The sequence below is a fragment of the Candidatus Villigracilis sp. genome, from assembly GCF_057083605.1.
On record NZ_JBXMTI010000074.1, the window covers coordinates 46,185 to 60,157 of the forward strand.

Genomic DNA, 13,973 nt, shown 5'->3' on the forward strand with positions numbered 1-13,973 from the left:
CAAAGTTCGTGCGTTAACTAAATTTACCTCAATTGGTTTTGTATGAAAATCAAGTTGTATACTTTAATCTAGAGGCTGTTATGAACTTTTGGAGATGGTAAACTCTGGGAATGACGAGAAAACCATACCCAAGTGATGTGACAGACGATGAATGGGCATTCATAGCTCCTTATCTTATATTGATGAAAGAAGATGCTCCACAACGAGATCATGAACTTCGAGCAGTGTTCAACGGCTTACGTTGGATTATTCGGACGGGTGCGCAATGGCGGATGATGCCCAATGATCTGCCACCATGGTACACGGTCTATCAACAAGCGCAACGCTGGATAGCAGCAGGCGTGTTTGAAGAGATGGTGCATGACTTGCGAGCCTTGGTACGCTTGGCAAACGGTAAGAAAGAGCAACCGTCTGCGGCAATATTTGACGGTCGCACTGTACAATCTACTCCTGAAAGTGGAGAGCGAGCCGGGTACGATGGGTATAAACGCAAAAAGGGAAGCAAGATCCATATTGCCGTGGACACTTTAGGTTTGTTGCTTGCCGCGCATGTTACACCAGCCAACAAACAGGAGCGTGCGCAAGTCAAGGAGTTGGCAGAAGCTGTACAAGAAGTGACACAAAATTCTGTTGAAGTTGCTTTTGTGGATCAAGCTACACCGGTGATAATCCACAAAATGATGCCAAAGAAGCAGGTATTGAGTTGATTGTAGTCAAACTGCCCGAAGCCAAGAAAGGATTTGTACTGTTACCCAGACGCTGGGTGGTAGAACGAAGTTTTGCATGGACGACCCGTTTTCGTAGGCTGGCACGTGACTTCGAAAGACTGCCCGAAACCTTTCGGAGGCTTCACTTTTTAGCTTTTGCGATCCTGATGCTTCAAAATTTCGTCAAAACCATTGCGTATATCCTATGAAAGTTCATAACACATTCTAGGCATACTATCTCTGATTTAATAAACCCAGAAATAAGAGTATTTACATCCGTGCTGATATCTGGCCGAAAAATGCCAGCCTCAAGGTTGAGCGATTATAGGTAATGACCATGGTTGAGGCCAATAAATTCCAAATTGCCAGCAAGGTTCCGAACAGATTTTTATGCTCTTAAATCCTGCCTGTTTCAGTTCAAACAGCAAACTATTTTGAGAAAATACACGCATTTCCAGCGTTGTCCCGGGGCCACCGTGAAATACCAAATTATCAAAAATCTGTTCCCGCCCGTCCCGCGTTATGTTTTTTAGTACAGTATTAGGGCCTGCTTGTTTGATCAACTCATAATGATAGAGTTCGGGAAAATGCTCCCGCGTTTCAGGTTCTAATGTGTAAGGCACTGTGAGGATTAACACACCACCAAGCTTAAGCAATCGCCGCGCATTCTCAAAGGCAAGGGAAACGGGAGGGGCTACATGCTCAAAAACTTCAGTTGAAATCAAGAAATCCAGAGTATTCTCAATGCTGGTATCCAATGGCGCGGCAATATCAAAACGAGGTTCCTGATGATAAAACGTATTAACATAACCGATTTTTTGAGATAACAGATCCGCATAACCCGAATCGCTCATCCCCCAACCACGCAGGTCGGGACGTACAGGGAAATCAGGTAAAGACAGACTGCGCCCAAACAATTCAGTAGAAAGAAGGTGCACAATTGCCCGACTTCGCACAGTCGAGCCACATGTGGTACAAGATGAACTTTCACGGCCAAGATCATTAACCACGGTTTCACAGATATGACTGCAAATATTACATCGATAACGCAGCACTCCCAACGAATTTGAGAATGAAGCCGTTGCTGGATTTCGGGGCAGGAAAGAATTATCCTGCCTGGATTTGTACACCTCCCATTTACGTCCCCACTTCTCCTCATATTTGCGACGGTTCTCTTCAAACAACTGTGCATATTGAGCGCTTTCAAGTTTGCCGAACGACGCGCCCTGAAAATGGTGAATAAAAACATCCTCAGCACATACCACCCTTAATCCTTTTTGATGATAGCGAACTGCCAGGTCATCGTCTTCAAACATGCCTACGGAATAGCGCTCGTCCAAACCACCTAAAGATTCGTATTGATCTCTTCGTGCCATCACGCAGTAAAACGCCAGCATACGAATATCAAACGAACGCATGGACATTGCAACGGCACGTTCAAGAGCAAAAGCCTCCATTTGAGCGGGAGTAGCATAGTTGACTGGTATGAGCGCTTCATTCCCTGTCGCATTAGTTACCGGGCCAATCAGGCCAATTCCAGGGTCGCTTTGGAAGTGCAACAAAAGCCGCTCCACCCATCCTTGCGTGACAACCGTGTCGTTGTTCAAAAAAATCAAATATTCGCCAGTAGCTTCACGAGCTGCTTGGTTGTTTCCAGCTGCAAATCCGAGGTTGGCTGAGTTTAGGAGCAATCTAAGATTAGAATGAGTCTTAGAGTAGGTTTTTAGCCAAGCCGGTGTCTTATCGGTAGATGCATTATCTACAACAATCACTTCAAAATTTGGATAGGTCGTATTGCAATATACGCTTCGAAGGCAAAGTTGATTAATAAGAAAGTTGTTGTAAGTAAGAATGATAATGCTTACTTTGGGAAATTTTTGGCCATCAATAATTAATGTCTGACTGATTTCAGCCCGGTGTTCATAATAAGACAACCAATCCCCTATTGGAAAGGTAGTCGGGATTCTCCGAAATTTGATCTGAAGTTTAGAGATAAGGGCCCGAAAAGCGGATCTTACACCTCTCTGGTGGGTAATTCGTAAGCCTTTTTTTAAATACTCGGATATTTTTCTGAGAAAATTCATTGGGTTCCCTTGTGACATTGATCATTAATCTATTTTATTTATAATGATAGTGACCTTAGTTGTTCATCTCTATCTTTGCACATCCGTATCAAACCAAGGGAAGTAAACACACCGGTAATCGATCTGACGGGAACGATTCCCGATTAGGCGTGCGGGAATGCCCGCGACAATCTGATAAGGCTCTACATTCTTAGTCACTACAGCGGCAGCAGCAACTACGGCCCCTTCGCCAATGTGAACACCCGGCAAAATCATTGCCCTGGCTCCGATCCAAACATGATCATCGATTGTCACTACTTCACCTCGCGTGGCAAATAAAGGGTGGTTTGGGTCATGTTCCATTGAAACAATATATACCTCGGGCGAGATGCTGATGTTATTCTTAATTTTAATGCCGATACGTCCATCCAAATAAACGCGGCGGTTGATCACAACGTTATCGCCAATCTCTATAGAATCTCCTGTAACAAACGTGCCCATATGAATGCTGCTATCTTTGCCAATTCGGTAACGCATAACATGGCGATAGTACCAATGCCGCATCCGGAACGACGGCAAGTTCGCCACCAAATGATTAGCAATATAGAACACCAGCCCGACAAAAAAAGATCGCATCTTACTTGACATCTGCTTTATTCTCCAGATACTGATACAACGAAAGTAGGTAGCCTGTCAGGCGTTTGGTATCATAATTTTTCCTTGCCGTATTATATGCGCTTTCTGCCATCTGTCTGGCAAGTTCAGGGGTCTTTAGCAGACTGATAATTCTTTGAGAAAATTCTTCCGGCGTATCAGCACAAAAGTAATCCACTCCGTCTTCGAAGACAAGGTCCTCTATGGCGATGGATGTAGCAACAAAGGTCCGTCTTAACGCAGCGTATTCAATTACCTTGCCGCGTAAACCCGCGCCAGAAACAAGAGGGGCAATGCACACCGAGGCACTTTGAATGTATCGGCGCACATCAGGAACTGCACCGGTGACAATGACACTTTTTCCATCTGCCAACTGCATGAGTTCTAGAGGAGGGGTGGTTCCAACGATATAGATACAGACTTGAGGTATCTCTTTTCGTATATCCTCCCAAACTTTATTAAAGAAGAAATGCATTGCATTGACGTTGGGATAATGCTTGAAATTGCCGATAAAGGCAAGTGTTTGGGGTTCTGGTTCGACATCTGGAAGCGTGAAATTCTCAAAATCCAGGCCATGATTTAAAACCACGTATTCCTGAAAAGGGAACAACTTTTGGAAAAACTCCCCATCCTTTGAAGTAACAGCAACGCGGGTGTCCAGCGGTGCTGCCAGCACAAGCTCGAACAACAAGGCATCAGATAGTTGTTGAAACTTATCCAACCACGCTTCAGAGAGAGGCTGCAGTTGTTCCATATCCATCAACAGCCTGAGAGAAACCGCTTCCATGTAGGTAAATATTTGAAATTGGCCCAGATCTGAACCATAATTTTTCAAGGAAAATATCCATTCATAATGGACCGTATCCATGGGTATGCCGTGTAACCATTCCCGTATTTCTGCCTGATTCCCACCAAAGCGTTCAAAAGGAATCTTTAATATTGATTTGCAATATTGCTCTACATCGCGGAGGTGTATTTCATGTTCGGACTGAGAGAAGGCGGTGCACAGATATATGTTATTTCTTTTGCTTAATTCCTCGATAAAATTTAGAACACGATTTCCACCACCGTGATGGCGATCTGGAAATTCGGAGGTAATAAAAAGTATGTTCTTTTTTCCTGCTGTGGGCGAGATCTCCGGCAACTGCGAAGCTTGGATCAATGGATATTTTTTCCTATTTTCTGCACGAGATAAGAATGTCTCAACTTCAACAAGGTTGGTCATGGTTTTATTGTATCCACTATATTCACTCAGTGCTGAAACGATTTCGTCAATTGGGTTGGATATACCCAGCCTTGTCAGGAGAGTATGCAAAGATGCCATGACGTCAGGGGGTGGTTTCTGTGGTTTCGGACTATATCCTTCAGCCTCACCGTATTTCAGGTAATGCAGTAGGGGATTGATTCCAGCCATTTTAACATCAGGATGGGTTGAAAGGTACCAATTACTATTGAAATATGGGCTGGGATTTAAACCTTCGAATCCGCCAAACTGCAGATAGTGGCGTGCAGGGTCAATATTTTTAACGGCAGGATATTTGGATACATACCATTTCCTGTCAAATAAGTCGGATGAGTTAATTAAAGCAATATCCTTCCAGATTTTCCGGTAACGTGTTGGTGAAGTAATAAATTCCCAAAGCCTGGCGCGCATGCTATTGGGCGGGGCAATCCACAATCGAATTTGGCGAAATAACAATGCAGTCTTCCATACCTTGCTGTGCAAGATTTCGTGAAGTTGAGATTGCAAATTGGTCACCTGCATAGAGAGCGTCTGCACGATTTGCTCTTCCTCTTCAAGCCTATTGGCGAGAACCTGCATCCCGCGCTTTTTCTCTTCAAGCCTATTGGCGAGAACCTGCATCCCGCGCTCTTTCTCCGCAAGTTGCATATACAAATTTGGTATCAATCCAATTGAAAAAACATCATGTTGGCCCGTCAGGCGAACAAAATCCTTTTGAGTAAAATCATAGAGTTCCATAATTTTGTTGGCTCTATCAGAGTTATTTAATGCATCAAAAAGAAGCTTCAGTCCAAATAGCTTTATTACATTGGAAGTATTGGAATCAAGCGCAACCATCCCCAAAGCAAAACCGAGATCATAGTCTTTCTGAATAAAATATTTTTGGGCAGTCGGAAATATATTCAGAAATTCTTCTGGAGATTCAATGGTACAGTAGTTATTAAACAGTTGCAGGAATTCGAACTGTCCTCTAATCTGGGCCTCTGGACGATTCCCACTGGCATTCGCCTCATTTTCCAGAACTCGAAAACGGACAAGTTTCTCCGGCATCACATGAATCTCATATTTCAAACAAAGGCGCACCCACATGTCAAAATCGGGAAGTTGGGCAAGCCCATACCGATACAGACCACATTTGTCATAGCATATTTTGCGAATCAACACACTCGGATGGCAAAGTGCATTGCCTTGATAAAAAAAGTAATTTAACCACTCATGGCGAGTCCGATTGGGTTGATCAAATATCTTATAATAAAAATGGGATTTATCCTCGAATGTTTCATTATTTTCCCCAACTATAAGCGCATTGCTGAAAACTGCGCCAATTTCTGGATGCGCATCTAGAAAAGCAACTTGTCTCTCCAATTTTTGAGATTCCCAAACGTCATCAGAGTGATGTAAGGCAATATATTCTCCTTTAGCCACCTCAGAAATTGCCTTTCGAAGATATTCAACAAATTGGTTTGTTTCGTTTCTAAATGCCCTAATCCGCTTATCAGGATAACTCAAAATGATATTCCACGAATCATCCGTAGATGCATCGTCCCAAATAATTAATTCAAAATCTTTATACGTTTGATTCAAAACACTTTCAATTGATTCACGCAAATATTTCGCATGGTTATAAGAAGTTAAAATCACAGAAACTTTAGAAGAAATTGTCATGATTCCTCCTGGTCGCTGAGTTTTTCGATAATCAGAGGCGCATTTTCAATAGAAAAACGAATCAGATGGCAAACTGCCTGGATCTCACCTTCATTTATTGCTGTACCAGTTGGCAACTGTAATACTTTTTGAGTTAACTTTTCTGTTTCCGTTAATAACAATCCAGCATTGGGAAAATAGGAACGGTAAGGCTCCATTTGATGAACACCCGGAAAAAAATAACGGCGCGCAAGTACATTTTCGGCGCGCAAAATCTTAACCAGTAAATCACGACTAATTCCAGTGATATGCTCATCCACTTCAATGACAATGTATTGATAATTATTTTTCTCGCGCGGATCGTATTCCACCATGTGCAGCCCAGGCAAATCTCTAAAGGCATGTAAATAAGTTTGGTAGTTCTTATAATTTACTTCGATAAATTCATTCATACTTTCCAATGAAACCAACCCCATGGCAGCACAAACCTCGCTCATTTTTCCATTGGTTCCAACATCTATTATTTCATCCAGTCCGGCAAAGCCAAAATTTCGCATATCACGTATTTTTTTTGCCAGCGCATCATCATTGGTAGTAACCGCCCCACCTTCAAAGGAGTTGAAAAACTTGGTGGCATGAAAACTAAAGACTTCAGCATTGCCGAATCCTCCAATCATCTTTCCCTCATGGGAGCAGGCAAAGGCATGAGCAGCATCGAACATGAGATGCAGGTTGTGTTTATTAGCAACATCCTGCAATGCTTCCACATCGCAAACCCGTCCCCAGACATGGACGCCCAGAATACCACTGGTGCGCGGCGTGATCAAATTCTCAATTTTTGACGGGTCGATATTATGAGTGAGAGGGTCCACATCGCAAAAGACCGGCGTGATCTTCTGCCACTGCAGGGCATGTGCAGTGGCAATGAACGTAAAGGAAGGGACGATTACTTCACCATGTAAACCCAATGCACGCGCAACAATCTCCAAAGCAACAGTTGCATTACACATTGCAATGCAATGCCTTACACCCAGAAACGTGGCTAATTTTTTCTCCAACTCTAATACGAAGGGACCGTTGTTGGTCAGCCAGCGACGATCAAGCATTTCGTTGATGAGAGCTAAGAGCTGTTGTCGATTACCGATGTTTGGCCGCCCCACATGAAGTAACTCTTCAAAGGATGGAGGGCCGGCAAAAAAAGCTAGATCATCTAAACTGGTCTTATCCATTATTTTATCCTTGTTATATTCATATATTGGTCAATAGCGAAATTTCATTGGCGTATTCATACCATAAAACTGTGCAACCCTTAAGGTCATGACGATCCTCTCGCGTTGGTCTTTGTTCATAAAATTGGGTATTGACCGCAGCATCAGAATGATTTAAGAAATCTTTCACCAGGTTCGCGCGACCGAATTATTCTGGCTGGCCTGCCGTAAGCAAGCACATTGTCAGGTAAATCCTTCAAGACAACGGACCCCGAATCCATAACAGTATTCTCTCCGATAGTTATTCTATCAACAATTGTTACTCCAAGTGTTATTGCGGAATATTTTCCCAATCTAACTTTACCTCCAGTAATAGACCCGCACGATAAGTGTGAAAATTCTTCCATTACACAATCAGGATTAACAATCACACCTGCCATCATTAAAATACCTTTCCCAAGTTTTACATTCCTCCCAATAGTGCAAGTAGGATGAATTGCATTAATAAAACTAAATTCAGGCACTATGGATATAATGAAATCTCTTACAAATTTCCGGGAATAGTTATCTCCTATCGTTATTAAGCCTGCATCGACACTATATGCCTTTATTAATTGGCCAATATTCTCTTGCCGCCCAACAACTTCATAACCATATCACTGCGACCCAACTACCGCCTTCGAATCAACTATCCCTACGATCTTATACTTACCTTCTTTTTCAACAATATCAATACAAACATTTGCCTGGAGTCCTCCTCCAAACAATAATATATTTTCCATGTTCTATTATCCTTTTGAAAATGCTCTGTTGCAAACATCAGTCTGACATGATAGAGTAGGCGCATGAACCAACGAGAGAGCCGCTACGTGAAAGTCGCCAAGATTGCCTATCGCCTGACTAAACAGGCGTTGCCGAAGTATTCACGCGCCAAGAGTCCGCATCATTTTGAATTGCCGCAACTGGCAGCCTGTGTTCTGCTGATGTTCTACCTCAACAAGAGTTACCGTGATATGGAAGAGTGGCTCCTGGCAACCGACAAAGTGTGTCAAGCACTTGCCTTGCCACGCATTCCAGACCATACCACACTTCAGCGCACCTACCGTAAACTGCGAAAACTGGACTTCGAGAATATGAAGAACCAGCTACTCGAGGAAGAAAATATCGAAGAGAGTGTCATTGCTTCCGATAGCACGGGCTTTTCACCCGGTCAAACCAGCCTGTATTATCAAACGCGCAGTGGACGCACTTATGAACACTGGATCAAAGGCGCGTATGCGGTTGGAACAGAAAGCCAATACATTCTGGCTTGGCAATCTGGATATGGACCGAGTAATGACACGGCTCATTTGAACGCCTTGAAACGCGGCTGCGCTCGTTTTGGCACTCATAGTGAAACCAAACAACGTACTTGGCTGATGTTGGCGGATGCAGGCTTTGATGCCAAGAACTTGAGTTCGCTGGACATTATTCCGCCAATCTAACGGCATGGAAAGTTGGTAAACCCTGATCGAAAGGCCAGAGCCGATTTGGTTGCAACGGCGCGTCTGGATGGGCTTTTCGGACAACGTTGGAAGACTGAAACTGTGAATTCGGTGATCAAACGCAAGTTTGGCGATACCATCCGTTCTCGCAAGACGCAGCTTCAAAACCGCGAGCCGATCATCAAGGCCTTGGTCTACAACATCCATCGCTAGTTCTCATTATCTTTGCAACAGAGCATTTTGAATACAGTTCCTTGTTTACCTGAAAATATTGTAAAGATTCGTACAAGTAAATCTGGGTCAAAGGTCGAAATAGTTGCATATTTTTGGGCGTAATATCCAATATCGACAAATTATAATGGCTCACATTGGCCTTGCCATGACAACTTTGCGTAAACTCAATTAAAGGTCTTGAGAAAATTAATTTGCGGTGGAATTATTGTGTTTTTCTTTAGGAATGTATTGGTTATTTTGGTCATAAAATTCAGCGCGCAAGCGTGCTTCCAACTCGAGAATGCGCTCTGCTGGACGTGTTCGAATAGCCCTAACTGGAGTGCCTACATAAATCGTCCAAGGTTGAAGGTCAGATTTTACCAATGAATTTGCGCCAACAGCGGCTCCCTCCCCTATTGTTACTCCAGGTAAAATGACAGTATTGGCTCCAATGATGGCATGTTTTCTTATCTTGATGTAAGACCTAAGCGGCGACCGATACGGAGGGGGAATTGTCGGACCGGTCAGGCTTCCGCCCAAATAATCATCATCACCAGTAAACACCCTGCACCCGCTGGAAATTCCGGCAAAATCACCTATTTCCAATTCGCCTCCACCCGTTATGGAGACAAAAGATGCAATATGGACAAAACTGCCTATTGTTGTTTTTTTTCCTCCCATGATAAAAACAAAATCATCAATTATTACTGAGTCTCCAATAGTAATAACCTCAGGAAATAAAATTTTCGTATCAGGCCAAATAGTAACATCATCGCCGATTTTAGCGAAGTCCAGTTTGTAAGCTTGATTGGTCATAATATTATCATCATGTTATATCTATTAGTCAACCAACATCGCGCTGAAATTGCTCTTGAGTACTTGCCTTTATTTCCACCGAAGGAAACAGATATACCTTTGACCAGACTCTGGATTGCCCCCATCTTGAAACAGAAAAAACAACCGCGTCAGATATGACATCGACAAAGTTAGCGGTTTGGTCATGAATTACAGGCTCTGTCAAAGCGACTTGTATGGAATATTCTCCTTCCGCCAAAGGGAGGCGAAGGGCGTAATCCACCTGGTAACGATCCCCGTGATGAACATCCAGCAATGGCTGACCAACCAGCATGAAATTGGATCCGCTAATATTATTTTTCTTGTCGTCGGTCACATTAAAGTTGGCCGATAACCGCTTTTTAGCAAATGCCTCAAAATGGATACGGATTTTGACGCTTTGATTGAATTCAACCATGGAGATCGGCTCATTGTTCATGTCGAGCAATTCGGCATAGGTAACACGCACCTCCCCTGTTCCATAGCGGAATTGGGATACCCTGCGGTTAAACTCTTCAGATGCCTTGAGATTCCTCCCCGCTTTGGGTTTGGGAACCATTGAAGAATTTTCCTGTTCAACAGAATTTACAGGAGGAGCCAGGTAATTGCGTTGTTCATCGTTCATCTCTTCGCGCATTATGCGGAGATAGCGCTCTGCAATATCGGCGGCAGTTCCTATATTTTTCAATTCTCCATGCTCAAGATAGATGCCGCGCGAGCATAAACTCTTGATTGTCCCTATGTCATGGCTTACAAAAAGTATGGTTGTACCTGCTTCCTGTCTTCGTGTAAGGGCAGTCATACATTTTGCCTGAAACTTCATATCGCCGACCGAAAGCGCTTCATCAACAACCATAATCTCAGGCTGGGACATGATATTGACGGCAAATGCCAGGCGCACATACATGCCGCTCGAGTACATTTTGACCGGTTGCTCGATGAACTCGCCGATATTGGCAAAGGCGGCGATATCATCGAAACGGTTATCCATCTCATCTTTGGAAAGTCCCAGGATGGAGCCGTTGAGATACACATTCTCCCGCTCTGTAAACTCCGGATTGAAACCAGAGCCAAGTTCCAGAAGCGCGGCAAGGCGGCCATTAGTCAAAACAGAGCCACTAGTTGGAGTGAGTGTGCCGCAGATTAGTTGTAATAATGTGGATTTACCTGAGCCAATCACTACAATTTTCTTTCTTGGCATACTTAATCCTCCGAAGTAACAAACACCATATACAAACCACTCGCCATAAATAACACCATCCAAACACAAATTGAATTATGCAATTCACATATTATTCTAATGAGTTATCTCAAATTACTATCCTGAACATTAGCGAAGGAATTCTATTATAACAAGAAGACAAGATGCTCAAATTGTTAATTACGCTTTCTTAAGTATGTCACAGTAAATATCAGACAAACCCATAAGATTTCAATCATTGCTACCCGCTCGCTTGATTGTTCACCTTAATACATGACAATTATTTCATTAGCCGGTACATCGGGGTCGAAAATAAAGAGGATAACTGTTAATATTCAGATTTTACATTGTCATAAACCAAAAGTCTCTAATCCAATCCCAATCCCATGAGTCTCTCGCCAAGGTAGTTTACAAAAAAATCTTCGTCAAAATAACTTAAAGTAGTAGGGTCCCGATAAAAGCGATCTCCCTGTTTAAAGCTTTCATAGTGTATACCCCACCCCATTTCCCGCATTTTTTGGGTACGCGGCAGCCGGGTTAGAAATATCTTTCTTTCGCCATGAGTCTGGGAGAGAACTCGATAATGTTTCATAAGAAATTTATATGGATATATCTTACGCCCTTCGAACTGAACGCTATGCCCCCCGCTTGTTACTAGGTCTACAGGCCGGGGTTGGGATTTCCAGGCCTTTATCTGGGGGTAAATTTGTGGCTGTCGTCCAAAGGAAAAATACCTGAAATAAGTCTCCGGATCAGCCTGGTCTGGGTATTCTTCTTCATTTATCGGGAAGAAATTTATTAGGGTGAAATCGATGGCATTGTAACCTTCCTGGTCTACCCGGTAAATTGCATCCCGCAGGGAAAGTTCTGGCCAGGGAGATAGGCGGATTTCATCCGAATCGACATGAATATACCAGTCTGCATGCGCCTCGGCTGCAATCTCTGCTTTTCGCTGCAATACTTCCGCCCAAAAATTCTGTTCAGAAGGTGAATCCGGAAATCGTTCCAACCCAACCAACATGCCCGAATTCTCATTCTTGAATAAAATCAAGCGTTCCCACGTGCGGTCGGTTGACCAGCCATCCATGACATGGACTTGGACACCGCTTTGAACAAGCTTTGACAGTATTGGAATAATAATATCCTCGTCGTTATAAGTCGCCATAATTGCCAGGACTCGGAAGCCTTCTGGGACATCAAAAGAGTTTTTGCTCATTTCCTCGCGCCAAATAAGCGCCAAGACAGAGTTTCTAGTCTGGTGAATTTCGTTGCTGATAAAACCGACCTGATCGGGAGTCAGGTCAAATTGGATAAGCAAGTTTTTGAATTCCATCAAATTCCACTTCCCCATTGCAGGGAAGGATGCCGGCAAGGTGGTTAGGGAACTACTGGCCTGATTACGATCTATGGTCGCAACCAAGATACAACTGGCATGCCTTTGCCATTTTTTCAGGGCCGAGAGAAGTATTTCCGGAGACGGTAGTCGCTCTATAACGCGATCGCATACAATCACAGATCTTTCTAATATGCCTACAGGTAATTCGGGCGGTGGTTGATACCTCATATCCCATAGTAGTCGGGGGAATTGTGGGTCAATTTGAATATGCCCCGAATCGCCACTGGCTGCGACATCTAATTCAACTTCTAGGTGAAGCAGGGTTGCCGCCTCTTCATCGAGCCTAATAAAAATAACATAGTCGCACGCCATCCGCCCAGCAAGAACGAATGCCATTCTATAAATATCCAATGAAAAGTCAGGGTCTTTCTGTGGTGTTCCTATGTTGTTCACTTCAAGCAGTTGATGGGCGGTAATTCTATTCAGCCAGTTAACGGACCGGGCCAAAAATCGGCGAAAGGTTTGCATTGGTATCATTCCACGTAACTGAAAAATTCAATCCCTTGACCTGTTCAAATGAGGCATTGCTTGTCCGGTATATGGAATCTCCAGGAAATTGCATAGAAGCCGCATGGTTGAATCATCCGATAAATTTAACACAAGCAAATCGCGGGGGCGGAATCTGAAATAATCCAAAACCTTCTTATTATGAAATTCATAATGCGCTTTAAAGATCTCCGGGTCGTACAATGTATTTTCGTTAATGTTATAAATGCACTGCATGGCATCCCATAGCCATCCTAGATAGCGGTATGGAAAGTTTTTCAGATCCGCGGCGATCGGTACATCACTGGTGCCCATTAATTTCGCGTGAAATCCGACCAGCGAAGTGTACCATTCGTCGGCGCTGCTTCTAACAGTTAGAATAAACTTTGATTCTGGAAATACCTGGTCCAGAATTTGATATGTATAATCAAGACTGAAAGGAATATCCTGGAAAGCGTCGGCCGATTCGCAATATTTTATTATTCTTGTAAAATCGCGCCGTGCCCAATCGTGTATCAAGAGCTCAGCTTCAGCCTGGTCGCCAACTCTATAACCAAAATCATGCAGTACACTCTCCATGGTTGTTGTCCCTGTTTTGTTTTGCCCGATACAAAACACCTTAGGCTTGCGGATTGTGACACCCTGCTTTCTACCCATCATCCGACTAACAAACGATCCTAGCGGGTTCAACTTTTCATTAATCAATTTATTTGACATCTTACAGTTATTTTGCCATCTGGTTTCCTCAATGTCAAGTGACCCGCCTTGTGGAAAAACCACAAGGCGGGTGACATTTTATAGAGTCTTGGGTTTTAGAACTTACGGCACGCCGATCCGGAG

General features: G+C 43.4%; 11 protein-coding genes and 1 pseudogene. 3 read left to right on the plus strand and 9 right to left on the minus strand.

The window, feature by feature from the left end:
* Positions 1 to 110 precede the first annotated feature (110 nt).
* Positions 111 to 916: pseudogene (locus tag AC14M5_RS11550) on the plus strand (IS5 family transposase).
* Between the two features lie 99 nt (positions 917 to 1,015).
* Here AC14M5_RS11550 and AC14M5_RS11555 read toward each other — a convergent pair.
* From AC14M5_RS11555 to AC14M5_RS11575, 5 genes are all read right to left on the minus strand, one after another.
* A complete protein-coding gene (locus tag AC14M5_RS11555) occupies positions 1,016 to 2,641 on the minus strand; it encodes a glycosyltransferase (RefSeq protein ID WP_484029822.1) in 1,626 nt (541 codons plus the stop codon).
* 219 nt (positions 2,642 to 2,860) lie between these two features.
* The gene (locus AC14M5_RS11560) at positions 2,861 to 3,418 is read right to left on the minus strand and encodes an acyltransferase (RefSeq protein WP_484029823.1); all 558 of its coding nucleotides are present in this window, start codon (positions 3,416 to 3,418) and stop codon (positions 2,861 to 2,863) included.
* Positions 3,408 to 6,332, minus strand: a complete 2,925-nt coding sequence (locus AC14M5_RS11565) for a glycosyltransferase (RefSeq protein WP_484029824.1) — start codon at positions 6,330 to 6,332, stop codon at positions 3,408 to 3,410. Before AC14M5_RS11565 ends, AC14M5_RS11560 begins: the two co-directional genes overlap by 11 nt.
* Positions 6,329 to 7,540 carry an aminotransferase class I/II-fold pyridoxal phosphate-dependent enzyme gene (locus tag AC14M5_RS11570; RefSeq protein WP_484029825.1) on the minus strand — a complete coding sequence of 404 codons (1,212 nt, stop codon included), beginning with the start codon at positions 7,538 to 7,540 and terminating at the stop codon, positions 6,329 to 6,331. Before AC14M5_RS11570 ends, AC14M5_RS11565 begins: the two co-directional genes overlap by 4 nt.
* Positions 7,541 to 8,175: 635 nt before the next feature.
* Positions 8,176 to 8,301 carry a PglD-related sugar-binding protein gene (locus tag AC14M5_RS11575; protein WP_484029826.1) on the minus strand — a complete coding sequence of 42 codons (126 nt, stop codon included), beginning with the start codon at positions 8,299 to 8,301 and terminating at the stop codon, positions 8,176 to 8,178.
* Between the two features lie 63 nt (positions 8,302 to 8,364).
* Between AC14M5_RS11575 and AC14M5_RS11580 the strand changes: the two genes are divergently transcribed.
* Complete coding sequence (locus AC14M5_RS11580) at positions 8,365 to 9,003, plus strand: transposase (RefSeq protein WP_484029827.1); 639 nt, start codon at positions 8,365 to 8,367, stop codon at positions 9,001 to 9,003.
* Positions 9,004 to 9,015: 12 nt separating this feature from the next.
* Positions 9,016 to 9,216, plus strand: coding sequence for a hypothetical protein (locus AC14M5_RS11585; protein ID WP_484029828.1), 201 nt, complete (start codon positions 9,016 to 9,018; stop codon positions 9,214 to 9,216).
* Positions 9,217 to 9,423: 207 nt separating this feature from the next.
* Here the strand turns inward: AC14M5_RS11585 and AC14M5_RS11590 are convergent, their stop codons facing one another.
* The 4 genes from AC14M5_RS11590 to AC14M5_RS11605 all read right to left on the minus strand — a co-directional run bounded on the left by AC14M5_RS11590 (position 9,424) and on the right by AC14M5_RS11605 (position 13,793).
* On the minus strand, positions 9,424 to 10,032 hold the full coding sequence (locus AC14M5_RS11590) for an acyltransferase (protein ID WP_484029829.1): 609 nt from the start codon (positions 10,030 to 10,032) through the stop codon (positions 9,424 to 9,426).
* A gap of 28 nt (positions 10,033 to 10,060) precedes the next feature.
* Positions 10,061 to 11,251 (minus strand): ABC transporter ATP-binding protein, encoded by a 1,191-nt coding sequence (locus tag AC14M5_RS11595; RefSeq protein ID WP_484029830.1) that lies wholly within the window; start codon positions 11,249 to 11,251, stop codon positions 10,061 to 10,063.
* Positions 11,252 to 11,618: 367 nt separating this feature from the next.
* Positions 11,619 to 13,115 carry a glycosyltransferase family 2 protein gene (locus AC14M5_RS11600; RefSeq protein WP_484029831.1) on the minus strand — a complete coding sequence of 499 codons (1,497 nt, stop codon included), beginning with the start codon at positions 13,113 to 13,115 and terminating at the stop codon, positions 11,619 to 11,621.
* Positions 13,116 to 13,142: 27 nt separating this feature from the next.
* Positions 13,143 to 13,793, minus strand: a complete 651-nt coding sequence (locus AC14M5_RS11605; RefSeq protein ID WP_484029832.1) for a sulfotransferase — start codon at positions 13,791 to 13,793, stop codon at positions 13,143 to 13,145.
* Positions 13,794 to 13,973 lie beyond the last annotated feature (180 nt).